The organism is Pseudomonas sp. LjRoot277 (assembly GCF_964253845.1).
Lineage (GTDB): Bacteria > Pseudomonadota > Gammaproteobacteria > Pseudomonadales > Pseudomonadaceae > Aquipseudomonas.
In genome coordinates this window covers 4,169,409-4,187,225 of the sequence record NZ_CAXURI020000001.1, presented here as the reverse complement: position 1 = coordinate 4,187,225, position 17,817 = coordinate 4,169,409, and the positions used below count along the sequence as shown (strand labels likewise).

The 17,817-nt window shown below is 61.1% G+C and carries 19 protein-coding genes; all 19 read right to left on the bottom strand.

The annotated features are described in order from the left end of the window. Nucleotides 1-4 precede the first annotated feature (4 nt). The 19 genes from ACSQ87_RS19675 to ACSQ87_RS19585 all read right to left on the bottom strand — a co-directional run bounded on the left by ACSQ87_RS19675 (nucleotide 5) and on the right by ACSQ87_RS19585 (nucleotide 17,810). On the bottom strand, nucleotides 5-619 hold the full coding sequence (locus ACSQ87_RS19675; RefSeq protein ID WP_436274164.1) for a hypothetical protein: 615 nt from the start codon (nucleotides 617-619) through the stop codon (nucleotides 5-7). Further along, nucleotides 616-1,914, bottom strand: coding sequence for a sialidase family protein (locus tag ACSQ87_RS19670; RefSeq protein WP_436274163.1), 1,299 nt, complete (start codon nucleotides 1,912-1,914; stop codon nucleotides 616-618). The genes ACSQ87_RS19675 and ACSQ87_RS19670 overlap by 4 nt, the downstream gene beginning before the upstream one ends. A gap of 521 nt (nucleotides 1,915-2,435) precedes the next feature. Continuing rightward, the gene (locus tag ACSQ87_RS19665; protein WP_223431399.1) at nucleotides 2,436-3,665 is read right to left on the bottom strand and encodes a hypothetical protein; all 1,230 of its coding nucleotides are present in this window, start codon (nucleotides 3,663-3,665) and stop codon (nucleotides 2,436-2,438) included. A 389-nt stretch (nucleotides 3,666-4,054) separates the two neighbouring features. Next, nucleotides 4,055-5,014, bottom strand: coding sequence for a PDR/VanB family oxidoreductase (locus ACSQ87_RS19660; RefSeq protein WP_223431400.1), 960 nt, complete (start codon nucleotides 5,012-5,014; stop codon nucleotides 4,055-4,057). Nucleotides 5,015-5,017: 3 nt separating this feature from the next. Further along, complete coding sequence (locus ACSQ87_RS19655) at nucleotides 5,018-5,455, bottom strand: Rid family hydrolase (protein ID WP_223431401.1); 438 nt, start codon at nucleotides 5,453-5,455, stop codon at nucleotides 5,018-5,020. Continuing rightward, entirely contained in the window at nucleotides 5,452-6,486 is a 1,035-nt protein-coding gene (locus tag ACSQ87_RS19650; RefSeq protein WP_436274162.1) for a Rieske 2Fe-2S domain-containing protein, read from the bottom strand. The genes ACSQ87_RS19655 and ACSQ87_RS19650 overlap by 4 nt, the downstream gene beginning before the upstream one ends. Nucleotides 6,487-6,507: 21 nt before the next feature. Next, entirely contained in the window at nucleotides 6,508-6,735 is a 228-nt protein-coding gene (locus ACSQ87_RS19645) for a recombinase-like helix-turn-helix domain-containing protein (protein WP_027923567.1), read from the bottom strand. A 1-nt stretch (nucleotide 6,736) separates the two neighbouring features. Beyond that, nucleotides 6,737-7,054 (bottom strand): hypothetical protein, encoded by a 318-nt coding sequence (locus tag ACSQ87_RS19640; protein ID WP_223431403.1) that lies wholly within the window; start codon nucleotides 7,052-7,054, stop codon nucleotides 6,737-6,739. 14 nt (nucleotides 7,055-7,068) lie between these two features. Continuing rightward, nucleotides 7,069-8,211, bottom strand: coding sequence for an FAD-dependent monooxygenase (locus ACSQ87_RS19635; RefSeq protein ID WP_223431404.1), 1,143 nt, complete (start codon nucleotides 8,209-8,211; stop codon nucleotides 7,069-7,071). Nucleotides 8,212-8,224: 13 nt separating this feature from the next. Next, the gene (locus ACSQ87_RS19630) at nucleotides 8,225-9,190 is read right to left on the bottom strand and encodes a VOC family protein (RefSeq protein WP_436274161.1); all 966 of its coding nucleotides are present in this window, start codon (nucleotides 9,188-9,190) and stop codon (nucleotides 8,225-8,227) included. Next, entirely contained in the window at nucleotides 9,187-10,683 is a 1,497-nt protein-coding gene (locus tag ACSQ87_RS19625; protein ID WP_436274160.1) for an aldehyde dehydrogenase, read from the bottom strand. The genes ACSQ87_RS19630 and ACSQ87_RS19625 overlap by 4 nt, the downstream gene beginning before the upstream one ends. 10 nt (nucleotides 10,684-10,693) lie before the next feature. Further along, nucleotides 10,694-11,497, bottom strand: coding sequence for an aspartate dehydrogenase (locus ACSQ87_RS19620; protein WP_123368849.1), 804 nt, complete (start codon nucleotides 11,495-11,497; stop codon nucleotides 10,694-10,696). 10 nt (nucleotides 11,498-11,507) lie between these two features. Further along, nucleotides 11,508-13,190 (bottom strand): thiamine pyrophosphate-binding protein, encoded by a 1,683-nt coding sequence (locus ACSQ87_RS19615; RefSeq protein ID WP_436274159.1) that lies wholly within the window; start codon nucleotides 13,188-13,190, stop codon nucleotides 11,508-11,510. Continuing rightward, nucleotides 13,183-13,980 (bottom strand): SDR family oxidoreductase, encoded by a 798-nt coding sequence (locus ACSQ87_RS19610; protein ID WP_436274158.1) that lies wholly within the window; start codon nucleotides 13,978-13,980, stop codon nucleotides 13,183-13,185. Before ACSQ87_RS19610 ends, ACSQ87_RS19615 begins: the two co-directional genes overlap by 8 nt. A 1-nt stretch (nucleotide 13,981) precedes the next feature. Beyond that, on the bottom strand, nucleotides 13,982-14,818 hold the full coding sequence (locus tag ACSQ87_RS19605; protein ID WP_436274157.1) for an IclR family transcriptional regulator: 837 nt from the start codon (nucleotides 14,816-14,818) through the stop codon (nucleotides 13,982-13,984). Then, nucleotides 14,815-15,699 (bottom strand): alpha/beta fold hydrolase, encoded by an 885-nt coding sequence (locus tag ACSQ87_RS19600; protein WP_436274156.1) that lies wholly within the window; start codon nucleotides 15,697-15,699, stop codon nucleotides 14,815-14,817. Before ACSQ87_RS19600 ends, ACSQ87_RS19605 begins: the two co-directional genes overlap by 4 nt. 4 nt (nucleotides 15,700-15,703) lie before the next feature. Then, nucleotides 15,704-16,255 (bottom strand): cupin domain-containing protein, encoded by a 552-nt coding sequence (locus tag ACSQ87_RS19595; protein WP_436274155.1) that lies wholly within the window; start codon nucleotides 16,253-16,255, stop codon nucleotides 15,704-15,706. A gap of 14 nt (nucleotides 16,256-16,269) precedes the next feature. Beyond that, nucleotides 16,270-17,037, bottom strand: coding sequence for an SDR family oxidoreductase (locus tag ACSQ87_RS19590; protein WP_436274154.1), 768 nt, complete (start codon nucleotides 17,035-17,037; stop codon nucleotides 16,270-16,272). Next, entirely contained in the window at nucleotides 17,034-17,810 is a 777-nt protein-coding gene (locus ACSQ87_RS19585) for an ABC transporter permease (protein ID WP_027923579.1), read from the bottom strand. The genes ACSQ87_RS19590 and ACSQ87_RS19585 overlap by 4 nt, the downstream gene beginning before the upstream one ends. Between the last annotated feature and the right edge of the window lie 7 nt (nucleotides 17,811-17,817).

The following is a 17,817-nucleotide window of genomic DNA, read 5'->3' as shown; positions in this document are numbered from 1 at the left end:
AATCTCAAACGGAACTGGACACATCGCCCACTGCACCACGGCGCTTGGTTGCCCGACGATACGTCCAGCGCACGGCAAGCATCAGCAGGGCCACGCAGCAATACAGACCCAGCAGCGGATCAACCAGGTAATCCCAATAGTTTTGCGAAGGTTTGATCCCGGCGATGAAGGCCAGGGTCGCGCTGGCCAGCATGACAACGGCCAGGCCGTTGCGCAGGTAAAACAGGCCCAGTGTCAGCACAGCGAGGAAAATCAACATGGGGCGCGGGCTGTAGCCAAGCCGATAGGGGTCCAGATCACTCATGCCCAAGGTTGCCGGGTACAGCACCAGGGCCATCGCGGCGAAGAGGATCAGTACGCCAGTCTTCCCCCGCGCAGGTGGCAGGAGGTCCAGCCGACGCAAGCAGCCCCACGCCATGAACACCATGGAGGTGATCGCCAGGTCATCAATGTAGCTACGCAAATAGGCGGCCAGCGATAACCCGTCCAGCGATATGAAGCTGACTGCCAGCAATGCGGCCAACAGTGCGATCCGCCAGGTCCTGGGCAAGCCGAAAGACGGCAGCACCAGGAAGATGATCATTGCGAAACTGACATGGGCTTGCCACAGGCTGATCATTTGCGACGCTCGTTGAGCCAGGCATCGTTGAAGGTGACGTGTTTGATGAAGGTGTTGTTCCAGGAATAAACCAAGTGATACATCCCGTCGGGGCTGCGGATGAAGTACGGGTATTCATATTCAAATTCACACCCTTGGCTTTTACAGACACGGTTGTCGAGGTTATCCAGGAACTGTGCCTCCAGCGGTTGGCGAAGCGCGCCGCTGGAACCGCGGAACTCCCTGCCGATGATTTCCTTGTAGGCCTCGGGAGAAAACGGAGCGCCTTCTGGATCAGGTGACTTGTCCAGGTCCCGCAACGAGCGCCAGTCGTCCATTTTTGCGTCGGTCCCATACAGACTCAGCTTGAAGCGCCCCTCCTGAAGGTCGTTGAGCGCCACCAGCAACCCATGTTCAGGCGTCGCGACGGCGGCCAACGATGAGTTCGGATTCGAGGGGTCGAGCGGATAAGGTTCGCTCCAGGTTTGACCGGCGTCATCGGTGCGGGTCGCCAGCACACGGTGGTGGGTGTCGCCGGCATAGCGCAGCAAGGCGATACCGCGCTGGCCGTCCAGCGGAACCACCGTGGGTTGCAATGAATTCATGCCGTGGCTGATGCGGAATTTGTCGATCACATTGCCGTCTGCGCTCAAGTAGAGGTATTCGGCAAACTTGCCCAGAAACTCGTGGTAGACCGGCAAACCGATGGAGCCGTCGGCATGAAACACCGGTGCCGACCGGACCAGGGTGCTGATGTTCAGAAAGGGTGAAGTGATCAGTTGGCGCGGAGCGGACCAATGTTCACCGAAGTCGTCTGAGACCATCACATTGACCGCGCTGCCGGCCCAGCCGCCCATGGACACCGACACGTAGAACAGCCACACGCGATTATCCGGCGCGAGGGCAACCACCGGATTGCCCAGCTTGCGAATGTATTTTCGCGTGCCCTGTTGGGTCGAATCCCGCGTCGCCAATACCTGTTCAGCACCCCACTCGCCGGTTTTCGGGTCGAAACGGGCGGAGCGCACCTGCACATCGGCCGCGCCTTCGCGGGAGCCGGCGAACCAGACCGTCATCAGGCTGCCGTCGGGCAAGGCGGTCACCGCCGAGGAATGCACGAAATCCACCAGCCCGGAGGAGGCGAAGCGGCTGGTATAAATGGGTTTGGCCACTTGGCCAGCCACTGCCATCACTGGACTGATCAGGGCAAAGGAAGAGTGCGTATTGGCAGGATTGAAGAACCATGCAGCAGCAAACAGGCAAGAGAGTGCAAGGTATGCACCGAGGGCAGGAACGCTGGGAAGTTTGATGCGCATAATTAAGACGTTGGCATCTCATGGCCCGATAAAGCGCTCAAGCTAACACTCGGTAGTTCATGATCGGGTTTTATGAATTTCTACTTTGTAAGCAATTGTTTGTAGCGTGCGGCCAAGTTGACGTGTAATGCTCGATTGAGAGTCGGAGACGACCGGATTAGACGGATTCTGTTGGATTGAGTGGGCGTCTCCGCCATTGGTCGCAAAAGCCGGACATGAGCAATGACTTGGCTGGTCCGGCTTGAAAAAAGAGGCTGTGTTCCTAATGCCGATCAGTTAAGCCGTAATGCAATCTGTAGCAGCTGCCGAAGGCTGCGTTCGGCTGCGCAGCAGTCGTGAATCCGGCTAACGCGGTCCATCTGACGTACCGCAGTTGCTGATTTTACGACTGCTACGCAGCCGAACGCAGCCTTCGGCAGCTGCTACAAGGACGTGCGTCGCAGCTGAATTGCTTATCTGATCAACATTAGGCTGTGTTCCCCGGGCGGCGGCGAGGAATCTGTTTTTGTGATCTTAGTGGGTCAGAAGTAGTACCCGATATTGACGTTGGTCCGGTAATACCACTGATTGCTGCCAACCGAACGGGTATTGGTAAAGCCCGTACCGTTTTCCGCACCGCCATAGGGGTTGGCGTTTTTTGCCCAGGTCAGGTCGACCCACGCCATGATCGGCATGGCCAGGAACTGCGCACCGACGGTGTACATCTGCGAGTCGTCCCAACCGCTCTTGTCTTTCATCATTCGACTGTAGTCGTTGTACAGCTTGATCTTCTTCAACTGACCCAGTTTTGGCGTGGGGATGTCATAGCCGACGTTCAGCGAGGCAATGGTGGCTTTAGAGGCGATCAGGTACGCGGGTGTCAGGCCGTTGCCGCCCATCAGCACCGAGTCGTTGCTGACACCGGCAGGGTTTTTGGGGTCGTACTCGTAGCGAATGCCTTGGGTGGAAACGGTCCACGCGCCGGCGTTGATGATGGCGTGGATACCGCCGGCCCAGTAATCGCCGTCGTCTTTGGTGGTGGCGTTGTACAGCTGGGCGGTGGCCACCGACGCGCCGATTTCGGTTTTCCAGCCGTCATTATTAAAGGTCCGCGCGACCCGGGCGTTGATCTGGTTGTGTTTCTCGTTGTCCTGGCGCGACTGGGTGAAGGGGATCGCATTGTCCTTGAGGTCGGCGTAACGCCCGACTTCCGGCGAGTAGCGAATGTCGGAAGGCAACATGCGCGGGAAGTACCCCAGTTGCAGATCCCAATCCTGATCCTTGTAGCTGTACTTCAAGCCTGTGCCGGCGCTGACGCCATAACCCATGAAGAAGGGCAGGTGATAGCTCCAGCCAAATTGCGGATAGGGTTCCAGGCCAAACGGTTTGAAAGGCGCGCCCAGTTGCAGGTTTGAGTTGCTGTTCAGGCGGTAACCGACGAAGCCGCGGTCGATGGAGTGCTTGCCGTCATCCTGAAACCAGTAGCCGACATCGCTATAGAGTTTTTTGTAAGTCGCCTGTACGTCGATGCGGAAGGTGTCGAAGAGAAAACGCCCGTTGTTTTCGGTGGTGTCCCAATGCTCGTCGCGGTAGTTGGTTCGCAGGGCACCACCGATGTCCAGGCTGCTTTCGCCATCGTCGCTGCGCCAGGCGATATGCGGAAACGGTTTTTTACCGGTAGTCGACGTCACGGGCGCAGCGGGACCGGGTTCACCGGCGAAGCTCACGCAACTGCTCATCATCAGTCCCATACATATAACGTAATGCTTCATGTTGACTCCGCTGCTCAATTGAACGCTACAAAGTGACCGGCAACACTGTTCCGTTCGCCTTGAAACTGGCGATGGGTGAATAACGTCGAGTGTTGCTTTGATTAAGTGCGTTTCTGTTTTTATTGTTTCATGGGTAATACGGCGTATGGCCTATGAACTCAGGGTTACCTGAGCAGAAACTATGCCAACTGTTAAGCGTCTTTAAGGTGCTTAAAAACTCAATAAAAACAATTGTTTATATGGGAAACATAGTTGTTTGTATTGCCCATGAAACAGGCGCGTCGAGGGGTAACGAAACTGCACGTTCACTGTGCGTTTTTTATTTCCCGCGCATAAAAAAGGCCGACATACCTGTCGGCCTGTTTAACCCTGGAAACTTGATACTCGCGTTATAGATCCAGTACCAATCGCCGACTCTTGCAACCCGACACACACACCATCATGGATTTGTTGGCCGCACGTTCGGCTTTGGTCAGCACGCCGTCCCGGTGGTCGACATCACCTTCCAGCACGCGTGTTTCGCACGAACCGCACACCCCTTCGCGACAGCTGTATTCGATGTCGCAACCCGCCTCGAGCAGCACGTCGAGCAAACTCAAGCCGGGCTCGATCGACAGCGTCTTGCCGGTTTTTTTCAACTCGACGCTGTAGCTGCTCTGTGCGTCTTCAGACGGCGGCAGTTCGGCCGCCGCGAAGCGCTCGATATGCGCATGAGGGTAACCGAGGCCTTCGCAGGTGCTTTCGAAAGCATCGAGCATCGGCGTCGGACCGCAGCAATAGAAGTGCGTATCGCTGGGCTGATCGGCCAGATAAGCGCTCAGGTCTGGCGGCATGCCCTTTTCATCGTTGAAGTGATAGACGACTTTGGCACTCAAGCCGCTGAGTTCCTCAACCAGCGCAGCTTCCTGTCGCGAGCGGGCGCAGTAGATCAGCTCGGCGGATTTTCCCAGTGCCAGCAGTTGGCGGAACATGCAGTAAATCGGTGTGATACCGATGCCGCCGGCCACCAGCACGCTGTGTTTCGCACTCAGGTCGAGCTGGAAATTATTGCGCGGCGACGAGATCGGCAGTTGCATGCCGACCCGCAGTTGCGCGTGCACAAATTCCGAGCCGCCGCGGCTGTTGCGATCACGCAGGATGCCGATCACGTAACGGCCTCGATCGCTCGGCGAGTTGAGCAATGAATAGCTGCGCACCAGTCCGTTGGGTAAATGCAGATCGATGTGCGAGCCGGCATCAAATGGGGCGAACACCGTGTCGCCAAACGGCCGCAACTCGACGCTGATGATGCCTTCGGCTTCATAGCGCAGCGTGTGCACGCGAGCGGTGAGGGGGGAGGAATGGGACATCGGTCACCTCTTTTCGACAGTACGCAAATCGAGATCGAGACGCGCACTGGCCTCGATCTCCACCCGCAATTCGGGAAACACCAGTGCGCTGACTTCGACCAGCGTGGAAGTCGGGAAAACCGCCTGACCTTCGAAGAAGTCACGCCGTGCGCGACCCACTTCGTCCTTGTCGGCGATGTCGGTGACATACACCGTCAGCCGGTAAATGTTGCCGACATGCCCACCCGCCGCCTCGACCAGCACCCGGACTTTGTTCAGCGCGACAAGTGTCTGGGCGTAGGCATCGAGCGGCGCGTCAGCCACTACGGCCAGGCGTGTAGCGGGATGTCCGGTCATGCCGGACATCACCACTTCATTGCCGATCAGCAAGGCATTCGACCAGGTGGCGCTGGCCGGCTCGATCAACGAGCCGGCCTGAACACGTTGCACGGCTGCGTTCATGGCAACTGCTTCGCGTCGATCAGCTCCAGTTGGGCCTTGGCTGCGTTTTTCAGGTAGCGACGCAGACGCACCACACCGAGGTCGTGCTGGTAGAGGTTTTCCCGCTGATTGGCGTCCGGTTCCATGAATTCGAGCAGCACCCGGTCCTGTTCCAGCACCGCCCAGTGGCGTGCTTCCAGGCGATTTTTGTAGAGGAAACGCCAGGTGTCGCGCTGCCAGCCGGTCAGTGGGCGGCAGCGCCAGTGGAACACCGCCGACAAGGAACGGCTGCTCGGTGTGTAGCTGCCGATGATGGTGAAGTTGCCGCCGGGGCCACCGGTTTTCGGGTAGGGGATTTCCAGGCGCAGCCAGTGGCAGCCGTTATCCATGAACTCGGTCCAGTCGAAATTCACCCCGCGCTGGCCTTCTTTCTCGAAGAAGAAACCGTTGTCGGTGTCGCGGGTGACGAACTTGGCGGTGGCTTCGCCTTCGCTCATGGAGTGCGACATTTTGTGCAGGTAGGTGCCGTGCATCGGGTCCATGACGTTGTCGATGACGTAGCGGTAATCGCCTTTCCACTCGGTGTAGCAGACGAAGCTGCTCCATTCGGGAGAGGTCAGTTGCTCTGGCAGGACCAGCTCCGGTGGAGTGTCCACGTGCGGTTCGGCGGCGTTGTACAGAAAGATCGCGCCAGCGGCTTCGCGGGTGTGGAACATGCGTGTCGGGCGGCTGCCTTCAAGCTTGCAACCAGGGCTGCCGGGGACTTTGGTGACCGTGCCGTCGCAGCGCACTTCGACGCCGTGATAAGGGCATTGCAGACGGTCACCCAGCACCGGCCCCTGGGACAGCGGCGCGCCGCGATGAGGGCAGTGATCTTCCAGGGCGTGGACGCTGCCGTCATTGTCGCGCCACAGGGCGATCTTGTAGCCCAGGCGGCGAATCGATACCGGTTTTTCGCCCAACTGATCGGAGGGCAGGACCGGGAACCAAAGGTTTTTCAACCCGTTGGCCAAGAGGTGTTCAGCTGGATCGACGGTTGTATTCAGGTTCATTTCTTATTGTCCTCCGGCGGGTCATTCGCCCAGCCGAGCCATCAGGGTTTTATAGGCGTCTGCTGTCCACTCTCCGGTGGTCAGAGGGCAGGGCGGCCCGGCCAGATTCAGGTGCGCGAGCAGGTCGGGCAACTCGGTCACCCCGTTGCCAAAGGCGCGCTCGATGGAGTCGCCGAGCAACTCTTCGAACTGGGTGTTGGGACGTTTGCGGGCCTGATGGGGCTCCAGGTAGGGTTCGGTATTGCTCATCTCATTGACCTCCGTTACGTACCCGTTCGCGGATCATTTCGCGCACGGGAATAAAGTCATACGTCGGGAAAACTTCGGTGCTGAACACACCCCAGGCCGAGCGTTCGAGCTCGACGTTGAGGGTCGGCAGCAGGCTCGGCGGCAAACGCAGAGTGACGATCTGGCCCAGGCCCATGGCCACGGTCCAGGACACCACCTCGACGCCTTGCGGGGGAAACCGTCCCCACCAGTCCTGCTGCTTCATGTGCCGCTGAATCTCTTCCAGGTTCTTTGATTGGTCGTGCTTGAGCAGCACGGTCACCAGCAAGGTCTCGCTCATGGCTACGGTCCTGCTCACGCCACGTTCGGCATCGGCACGGCCCAGGCGTCATAGCCATAAACCCAGTCGGCGTTGCCGCCGTCCTTGAGCCATTGGTTGCCGCGCGAGCCGATCTGGATCTGACTGGTGCGTTGCAGCCGCGCCTGCTGATAAGCCTGCAGGGCATCGGCGATCTGCGCGGTGCTGGTCAGGTCTTGCAAATGGCGAGCGAGCACAACCGCGTCTTCGATCGCCTGGCCGGCGCCTTGCGCCATGAACGGCATCATCGGATGGCAGGCATCGCCCAGCAGCGTCATCGCGCCCTTGGACCAGAACGGCAGCGGATCGCGTTCATACAGCGCGGTCTTGAGCACCTCGTTGCACGCATCCAGCAGAGCGCGAGCATCCGGGTGGAAGTCCTGATAATGGCTGCGCAACTCGTCGGCATCACCGGCGCTGGTCCAGGACTCTTCATGCCAGCTGTCCTGAGCGGTGGTGGCGAAGATGAAAATGTCCCGGCCCTGGTTCAGCGGAAACGTCACGATCTGGCTTTGTGGAGTAGGGCCCCACCATTTAGTGAACGCCTGAATGTTCGGCACATGGGCCACGCGTTCGGCAGGTACGACGGCGCGGTAAGCGACTACTCCGGTAAAGCGCGGTTGCTCATCACCGAACAGCGCATTACGCACCACCGAATGGATGCCATCGGCGCCGATCAACAGATCGGTGACGTGACGGCTGCCATCCTTGAAGCGCAACTCGATGCCGTCGGCGGTTTGCACGACGTGCTCGGCGCGTTTGCCAAACTTCACCTGCTCCTGCGGAAAGACGTCTGCCAGTGCAGCCAGCAGATCGGCGCGGTGAATGGTCAGTTGCGGTGCACCGTATTTCTGTTCGGCGGCATCGGACATTTCCAGGCGCGACGTTTCCTCACCGCTGTCCCACAGACGGCTGATCCGGTGGGTTGGACGAGCGGCCGGGATGCGCACGGCAGCGCCCACTCCGAGACCATCCAGAGCACGCACGGCATTCGGTGTCAGGTTGATATCGGCACCGACCCGCAAAAAGGCTTTCGACTGTTCAAATACGGTGACGTTATGGCCTGCGCGAAGCAGCGCAATGGCGGCGGTCAAGCCACCGATACCGGCACCGGCAATCGCGATATTCAGTGAGGACATGAGTAACTCCTGCTCAAGGTTTCGGTTTGTCGGTGAGGAACTTGCCTTGCGGCGCTTCGACGTTTTGCTGGCGTCGGGTATTGCCGTCGATGCCGCCGGCAATCGCCCATTCAGCGAACATCGTCGGGCCCGGCTCGAAGTCCCGCGGCTGCCATTCGCCAGTCAGTTGGTCTTCGTCGGCGTAGTACTCGACCAGCGCGCCAGCCGGGTTCTTGAAGTACCAGAAGAACGCCGAAGACACCGGGTGCCGACCCGGGCCGATTTCCGTTGCCCAGCCGCGGCGGGAAATGTGCATGCCGCCACCGAACACTTCGTGCACATCGCGCACGGTGAAGGCGACGTGGTTCAGGCCGGCGCGAGGGGCGGGCAGTTGCAGCATGAACAGGTCGTGGTGGCCGCCTTCTTCGGCAGTGCGCAGGAACGCCCCGCGATCCGGATAGCGGTCAGAGGCCTGGAAGCCGAAACGCTCGTGGTAGAAGGCTTCGCAGACGTTGACATCCTTGACGAAAAACACCACATGGCCGACTTCGATCGGCGTGGCGCGGTCGTAGATTGGCGCGGCCTTGTTGATTCGGCCTTTGGTCTGCCAGGTGTTATGGCCGCTGCACTCGATCTCCAGTTCACGCTTGCGGGTCACTTGCAGGCGGATCGCCAGGCCGTTGGGGTCGGTGCAACCGATGCGCCCATCCGCTTCAATGAAGCCCGGATCGTTGGCGATTCGTTCGCTATAAAGCTTCAAGTCAGCGTCGCTTTCGACGCCCCAGACCACTTCGCGCACGGTCGAACCGGCCTCGATGGCGGGTGGCAAACCGGCCTTGTTGATGTCGGCGAGCACCACGCGGCAACCGTTGAGGGTTTCGAAGATCACTTCGTCAGGCTGCTCGCTGACTTTCGTCAGGCCCCAGTCGCTGAAAAAACGCACGCTGGTGTCGAGGTCCTCGACGCCGTAGGTGACTTCATCAATGCCTAAAACGCTCATAACCCAACCTCTCGTTGCACACCGGCCCAGGCCAGTGGCTGTTCATTCATGCCCCAATAAAGGCTTTTCTGTTCCATGTACTGCAGGATGCCGAGGCGACCTTTTTCACGGCCCAGACCGCTGTCGCGCCAGCCGCCGAACGGTGTGGAAATCGAGAACTGTTTGTAGGTGTTGATCCACACCGTACCGGCCTGAATTTTTCGGCCCAGCGCCCAGGCGCGTTTGTAGTCGCGGGTCCAGATGCCGGCGGCGAGGGCGTACAGGCTGTCGTTGGCCTGCTCGAGCAATTGCGCTTCGTCATCGAAGGGCATCGCCACCAAAACGGGGCCGAAGATCTCTTCCTGACAAACCTGTTGGCTGTTGTTCAAGCCTTCGAGGATGGTCGGCGGGTAGTAATAACCCTGGTCGTACACGCCGCCGCTCGGACGCTTGCCGCCGAGCAGCAGGCGTCCACCTTCGGCCAGCCCTAGAGCAACATAACGCTCCACCGAGGCGCGGTGGCCGGCGCTGATCAACGGGCCCATTTGGGTACGTTCATCGGCCGGATCACCGACGCGCAGTTCAGCCGCAGCGGCCACCAGACGCGCCATGAACGGCTCATAAAGCGCGCGGGCGACGAACAGCCGCGAGCCGGCGATGCAGGCTTCACCCGAAGAGCTGAAGATGCCGTACAGCACACCCGCCACCGCGTGGTCGAGGTCCGCGTCGTCAAGAACGATGGTCGGTGATTTTCCGCCCAGTTCCAGCGACACCGGCATCATTTTGTCAGCGGCGATGTGGGCAATGTGTTTGCCGGTTTTGGTGCCGCCGGTGAACGACACGCGCTTGACCAGCGGATGACGGGTCAGCGCATCACCGAGCAGTGAACCTTTGCCCGGCAGCACACTGAGCAGACCTTTCGGCAGCCCGGCGTCCTCGCAGATGCGCGCCAGTTGCAGGGCCATCAACGGGGTGATTTCCGCCGGTTTGATCACCACCGCGTTGCCGGCGGCCAGTGCCGGAGCTACCTTCTGCGCTTCGCTGGCAATCGGCGAGTTCCACGGGGTGATCGCGGCGATCACGCCCATTGGCTCGTACACACTCATGCTGACGAAATCACCACGGGACGGCGTGATGGTTTCTTCGAGGGTTTCGCAGGCCGAGGCGAAAAACTGGAACGTGCCGGCGGCGCTGGCCACCAGGGCTCGGGTTTCGTTGATCGGTTTGCCGTTGTCCTGTCGCTGCAATTGCGCCAGTTCTTCGCTGCGCTCACGGATCAGTTCGGCAATGCGGTACAGCACGCCGGCCCGTTCGTGAGGTTTGCGCTGCGCCCAGCCGCTGTGCAAAAACGCCTGGTGGGCGCCTTGCACGGCGTCTTCAACGTCGTCGACACTGGCCGCGTTCAGCCAGGCGACGGCTTCGCCCGTGGCGGGGTAGCACGTGGCATAACGCTCGCCGCGACCGAGGTGCCAGTCGCCGGCAATGCAGATCGGTAAAGTCTGTTCGAGAGTCATCGACGGTCCCCTAAATCGAAATCGCGTGGGCGTGGTTGCCCAAGGCGCGGACAACGCTGTAAACGGTCAGCGCCGAGGTCTTCGGGTTGGCCAGCAGCGGTTTGCCACGCAAGCTCAGTTCGAAACCGCCAAAAGCGCCGCGGGCTTCGAAGTGATGGACGTTCTCCTCGCTCAGCGGATCGGCGATCAGCGTCACGTGAGTGCGGTCCAGGCCAAGGCCAGCCAGCGACAAGGTCGCCGCAACGTTGGCGTTTTTTGGATAGAGCCGTGCCGCTTCCCGGGCGCTGCCCTGAAAAATCACCGTGGCTTCGGTAATGCTGTCCAGGTCACAGGCCTGTTCAGCGGGGGTGTTTTTCCAGGCTTTAGCCGGTTTGCGGCCGGTGTAATTGACCGAATCCAGCCCGCCGACTTTGGCCGCCGACAAGGCGTCGATGCCGCCGATGGCGCCGGGCAGCAACTCGATGCGGGTCTGGCCGCGTTCGGCTGCCGCTTCCAGGCGCTCGACCAGGCCGACTTCGGACAGCGCGCCGACCGAGACGATCAGGCAGGCAATGCCACGCTCCAGCGCCGGCAACACATGTTCTTCGATGGCGCGGTGGCCGGCGCACTCGACCAACAGGTCCGGGCGGGCGTCGGCCGGCAAGGCGGTCAGCACCTGCGGTGGTTGCTTGAAACTGGCCAGCCGCTGGCGCACCAGTTCTTCAGACCCGGCCGAAGCGATGACGTAGTCAACGCACAACTGCGGGTCCTTCTCCAACAGTTCGAGCACGCCGACGCCAATGGCGCCGCAGCCGATCATGGTGATATGCAACATGACGAAGTCCTCAGGCCGTGGCTTTTTGCGCTTTGGTTTCGCTGTTGGGCGGCCCGGCGAACTGGGTGGCGAAGCTGCCGACAGCGAGCATGTCGACTTCCAGCAGGAACGGCCCGGGTTGAGCCAGTGCGCCGTCAACCACGCGACCGAAATCCTTCAGGTCAGTGACCAGTCCGTGGCGCAGGTTCAGCGATTCCGCCAGCTTGGAATAGTCCGGGGTGTGCAGGTCGACGTAGCAGTGACGGCTGCCGTAAACCGCGTCCTGAATGTTGCGGATCACGCCGTAGCGCTGGTCGTTCATCAGCAGAATCACCACGTTGGCTTTTTCTTGCACCAGCGTCGCCAGTTCGCCGAGGTTGAGGATAAAACCGCCGTCACCGGCCAAGGCGAAGACCTTGCGCTCAGGCGCCGTTTCAGCCGCGGCGACAGCAGCGCCGATGCCCATCGACAGGCCCTGGCCAATGCCGCCGCCCAATGCATGCACGCCGGAACGTGGGTGATACAGCGTCAGCAGGCGGTTGCCCCAGATGCTGTTGGACAGCGTGACGTCGCGCACCCAGGAGAAATTGCGCCCGGTGAGGGCTTGCAGCTGTTCGACCATGGCTGAGTACGGGCCGAGGTCGGCGATCAATTGGGTGCGGGATTTTTCGCGGACGTCCTTGAGTTCGGCGAGGAATGTCGGGTCGATCTGCAGGCGACCTTCCAGACGATCTGCCAGGCCTTCAAGGGCCAGCGCCGAATCACCACAAATGAATAATTCGCTGTTATAGCTGCGACCTTCGATGGCCGGGTTGGCGTCGATGCGCAAGGTGTTGCGTGGCAATTTCAACGCGTACTTGAAGGTTTCGTTGCTGCGCAGACGGGAGCCGGCGATCAGCAAGGCATCGCAGCTTTGCAGGAACTGCTCGACCCGTTTGTTTTGCGAGAACGCGCCCAGGCAACGCTCGTCATCTTCGTTGACCACGCCGCGACCCTGGGTCGAGGTGATCACGCCGACGCCCATGTCCAGCAGGCGTTTGACTTGCGGCCCAGCATGCCGCGCGCCACCGCCGAGCCACAGCAGTGGACGGGTGGCCGTGGCCAGACGCTCGGCCACCAGGTCCAGCGCTTCGGGCGCGGGGACGGCCACTGGAATCGGCAGCGGTGAAAGGTCGGTCGGCATCGTGATAAACGTCGACTGGATGTCGATCGGAATTTCCACGCTGACCGGCCCGGTGGGAGCGGTCAGGGCGGTTTGCACGGCCAGTTTCAGGGTGCTGATGGCGGTTTCGACGCTGCGCACACGGAACGCAGCCTTCGACACCGCCTTGAGCATGGTCAATTGGTCGCGGGCTTCGTGGATGTAGGCGAATTCCTGGTCCAGGTACGGTGTTTCGATCTGCCCGGTGATGTGCAACAGCGGTGTGCCGGCGGTCAACGCTTCGACCATGGCGCCTGCGGCGTTGCCGGCTGCGGTGCCGGTGGACGTCAGGCAGACACCGAGGCCACCGGTGGTGCGGGCATAGGCGTCGGCCATGTTGGTGGCGCCGGCTTCACCGCGAGCCATGACGAAGCGGATATTTCCGCGAACGGCGAAGGCATCGAGGATCGGCATGTTGTGGATCGAGATCACGCCGAACGCGGCCTTGACGTCGCATTGCTCGAGAAACGCGGTGATGGCAGCGCCAACGGTGACAGTATTTTCATTACGCATGGCGGGACAGGCCTCCAGAAACATCGATATGGCTGCCTGTGGTGTAAGCCGACAGAGGCGAGGCCAGAAACAGGATCGCGCGGGCCGCTTCAATCGGCAGGCCCAGACGCCCTAAGGGAATGTGTTTTTGTTGCGCGAGCCGGGCGGTCCATTGGGTCCAGTCCAGATCCCGCTCTTCGCGGGCCTCGAAACGTCGGCGCCATTGCCCGGATTCAACCAGGCCAATGAGGATGCCGTTGACCCGAATGCCCTGAGCGGCAAATTCGGTGGCCATCGAACGCACCAGGTTCATGACCCCGGCGCGAGCGGCCGAGGTGGCGACCATGTGCGGTTCCGGCTGGCTGGCCAGCAGCGAGTTGACGCAGACGATGGCCGCGTTTGGCTGGCGTTGCAGCTGTGCCATGAAAGCGTGGACCGGGTTGATCACCGAGAAGAACTTCAGGTTCAACTCTTCGGTCCAGGCGCTGTCGGTGGTGTCGGCGAAGGTCGACACCCGACCTTGCCCGGCGTTGTTGATCAGCACGCTGGCCGGGCCCAATGCAGCCAGGCTGGCAGCGGCAAACGCCTTGACCGAGTCCGCATCGAGCACGTTGCAAACATGGGCGAGCAGCCGTGCTTCGGGGAAGCGTTGACGCAACTCGGCTTCGGCGCTGCGCAGCCGGTTTTCGTCCCGACCACAAAAGGCCACGGCCGCGCCGGCTTCGAGCAACAACTCGACGCAGGCCAGGCCAATGCCCGAAGAGCCGCCGGTGACAATCGCAGTGCTGTCTTGCAGTTGATAAAGGCTCATTTCAATCCCTCATCAATGCAGTGACGCGGTGCTGACCGTCATGGGCAGCAGCGCTGTTGTAGTTGAGCAGCCGCGACAGTTCGTCGGCGCTACGGCGCACTTGCAGCAGCAACTCGTTGAAGTTGACGTGAGCGATCTGTGCGGTCGGGATCGTGACGCCCAGCGCCGCGACGATCCTGCTTGTCTCATCGCGCACCGGGGCGGCGACGGTCGAGATCGTTGACTCGAAGAAGCCTTCGCTGCTGACGAAACCGCGTTGGCGGTCGGCCTGAACCAGGTCGAACAGTTCCATCACGGTTTTCGGCGTGCATGGCGAGAACTGCTCCAGGTGTTCTTCCGGGTACAGCTCACGCAACTCGGCCAGCGACAGGTCCTCGAGCAGAATTCGCCCGAGGACAGTGGCGTGGGCGGGCAGGCGAGTGCCGACGTTGACCGCAGTGGAGAACACTGACGGCGGCGAGACCTTGGCCACGTAAACGATCGAACGACCATCGCGCACCACCAGGTTGCTCGGGTAGTTGAGGCGGTCGCACAAACGAGCCAGCAGCGGCTGACCCAGTTCGGTCAGCTCCAGCGAAGCCAGGTATTCAAAGCCCAGGCGCAGCACCGACATGCCCAAGCGGTATTCATTGCCGCTGCGGGTGACGAAGCCCATGGTTTCCAGGGTCGTCAGCAGACGGAATATGGTCGAGCGCGGCAGTGCCAGACGCCGGGCCAGTTCCGGCGCGGTCAGCGTGCGATTGCGCCGGCTGAATTCGCAGAGCAGCAGCAGGCCGCGCTCCAGGCCCGGCACGATGTATTTGTCCTGAGCGTCCTTCAGCAGATCTGAATCGTTCATAGAGATGCACCTGTCAGGGATTCTTTAATGGCAAAGGCCAGACGGCCCGCCACGACATAAGGTTGTTCAATAGGGCTGGCATGCCCGGCATCGGCAATCAGGTTGAACGTGGCGCCCAACGCCTTGGCCAGGGTCAGGCAGCTTTCGGGCGCCGTGATGCCGTCGGCTTCGCCGCAATGCACTTCGCAGGGCATCGACAGCGGTGGGTGCCGCAGCAGGTCATCGCTGCACAGCAGCTCAATAGCCTGGCGATAGCCATCGGGATTGAGCCGCGCCATGTTCCACCGCACCCACGCCAGCGCTTTCGGGCTGGCGGCGGGTGAAAGCATGTAGGGACTGCGTTGCTCGGCCATCTGCTGAATGCTCAGTTGTTCCAGGGCACGCAGACGTTTGTTGCGCACTTCCTGACGCTGCGACGCGCGTGATGGATGGCCATAGCCTTGGGCCGGGCTGATCAAGACCAGTCGGCTGATCCGTTGCTGCTGCACGCCGCTGGCGAACGCTGTGGCGGTAATCGCCCCGAGGGAATGACCCACCAGCACACAGCGCTGGATGCCCAGTGCGTCGAGCAGTTGCAGCAGTCGTTCGGCGTAGTCCGAAGCATCGGGGGCCAGCGATCTCAGCGGCGTGGAATCACCGTAGCCGGGAGCGTCCCAGGCAATCACCCGGGCACTCTGGCCAAGCTCCTGCGCCACCTCTAACCACGACGCCGAGCCCGAGCCGATCCCGTGCAACAACACAATGGCCGGCCCGGACCCGCATTCGCGAAAGGCCTGGCGACCGCCGGCGATCTCCAGCGTGCGCACCGCAAAGTTCAGGGCCAGTTGTGCCTGGAGGTCAGCCGTGAGCGGCGAAACGAGATTTTCGATGGCGTACGACATGGGTTTATCCGCGCTTGATCGAGGCCAGAGGGTGTTCTGGCGGGTAGGTCGGGGTCAGCGGTTTTTTCGCGCCGAGCATCACGCACATCAGCGCGTCTTCATCGCCGATGTTGATCTCTTCGCGGTACACGCCGGGCGGTACGGAAATCACGTCGCGGTCGGTGAGGATGGTTTCGAAACGCTCACCGTCCTTCTCGATCACAACCTTGAGTTTGCCGCGCAGCACAAAGAACACTTCTTCAACGTCGGTGTGCAGGTGCGGCGGGCCTTCGTGACCGGCCGGAATCACCATGGTGGAGAACGTGAAGTTCTCCGACGGGATGGTGTTCATGTCGGTGCTCACGCCGGTGCCGCCGGTGCCGATGTAGCGCATTTGCGCACGACGGAATTTCGGGTCGTAGTCGGCCTGGAACTTCAGTGCGTTCCAGTCGTACTTGCGCGTGTCGTAGCGGGCGATGCGGGTTTTCATCCAGCTTTCGAGATCGCTGCCGGTCGGCTGTTCCCAGCTTTTCGGGGTTGGTTGCTGTGAAGATGAGTGTGCAGATAGATCGGTCATGGCAGTCTCCAGATTCAGGGCATGACGAACCCGCCGTTGACCGGCAAGGTTTGTCCAGTGATGAAGCGGGCGAGGTCGGACAGCGCGAACAGCACTGCGCCGCTGACGTCTTCGGGAAGTTGCGGGCGTTGAATGGCCCGGTGGTCGTTGTACAAACGGTGACGTGCTTCGGGCACGTAGGCGGTGGCTTCGACCAACACCAGGCCCGGCGCAATGGCGTTGACCGTGATGTTGTCGCTGCCCAACTCGCGGGCCAGGCTGCGGGTCATTGCGATGATTGCGCCCTTGCTGGCGACATAGGCCAGCAGGTTGGGCGCACCCCACAGCGGCGTGTCCGACGCGAGGTTGACGATGGCGCCATGACCACTGGCGCGCAGGGCCGGCAGACACGCCTTGGTCATCAACCAGGTGCCGCGCACGTTGACTTGCATGACCTGATCCCAGGTATCGAGGCTCAGCTCTTCGCAGGTCTTGCCGCCGGAATTGGTGATTGAAGCGTTGTTCACCAGGCCATCGAGGCCGCCGAGCAAGCGGGTGGCTTCAGCCACGCAGGCATCGATCGAATCGGGTTGCGCCAGATCAACCGTCACGCCATGCACGGTCAGGCCTTCGGCGACGAGTTCAGTGGCCGATTGCTGGACGCGCTCGGCAAGAATGTCGGCGATCACCACGTGGGCACCGGCGCGGCCGATGGCCTGGGCAAAGGCATAACCCAATCCGCGGGCGCCTCCGGTGACCAGGATTCGGCGGCCTTCGAGCAAACGATTGAGGGCCGTCATCATTGCGTACTCAGCATGGCTTTGGGCATGTAATGCAGAACGCGTTTCTCGGCCCAGACCACCGCGCCGTAAGAGAGCACACCGATCAGCGTGAGCATCACAATGGCGACGAATACGCCCGCGGTGTTGCCCTGGCCTTCGGCATCAACCAGCAAGAAGCCCAGGCCCTGGTTGCCGCCGACCAGCTCACCGACGGTGACGCCGATCACCGCCAGTGTCGAGGCAATGCGCAAGCCCGAGAACAGCGCGGCCATGGCCGATGGGAACTCCACCAGGCGGAAGATCTGCCAGCGGCTCGCGTTCATGGTCCGGACCAGGTTGATCATGTCCGGGTCAACGGTGCGGATGGCCGACAGCACGTTGATCATCACCGGGAAGAACACAATCAGGATCGCGATCAGGATCTTCGGGTAGATGGTGTAGCCCAGCCACATCACGAACAGCGGGGCGAAGGCGACTTTGGGGGCGATTTGCAGGGCCAGAATGTAAGGCGACAGCATGGCTTCGGCAGCGGGCGAGAGCCCGAGCGAAACACCGATCGCCACACCGAGAAGGGCACCCAGGCCGAAGCCGACGATGATCTCGAATGCGGTGATCAAGGTGTGTTGCAGCAGGCCGCCGGTTTGCCACATCACCACACTTTCCTGGGCCACGCGGCTCAGGTGCGGCATGACGAATTCGGGCATGCCGAGCAGTCCCGGGCCCCATTGCCAGAGCACCAGGAACAGGATCAGCAGGGCAACGCTGCCGAGCATGGAGTTATTGAGGTTTTTCATCGTGTCG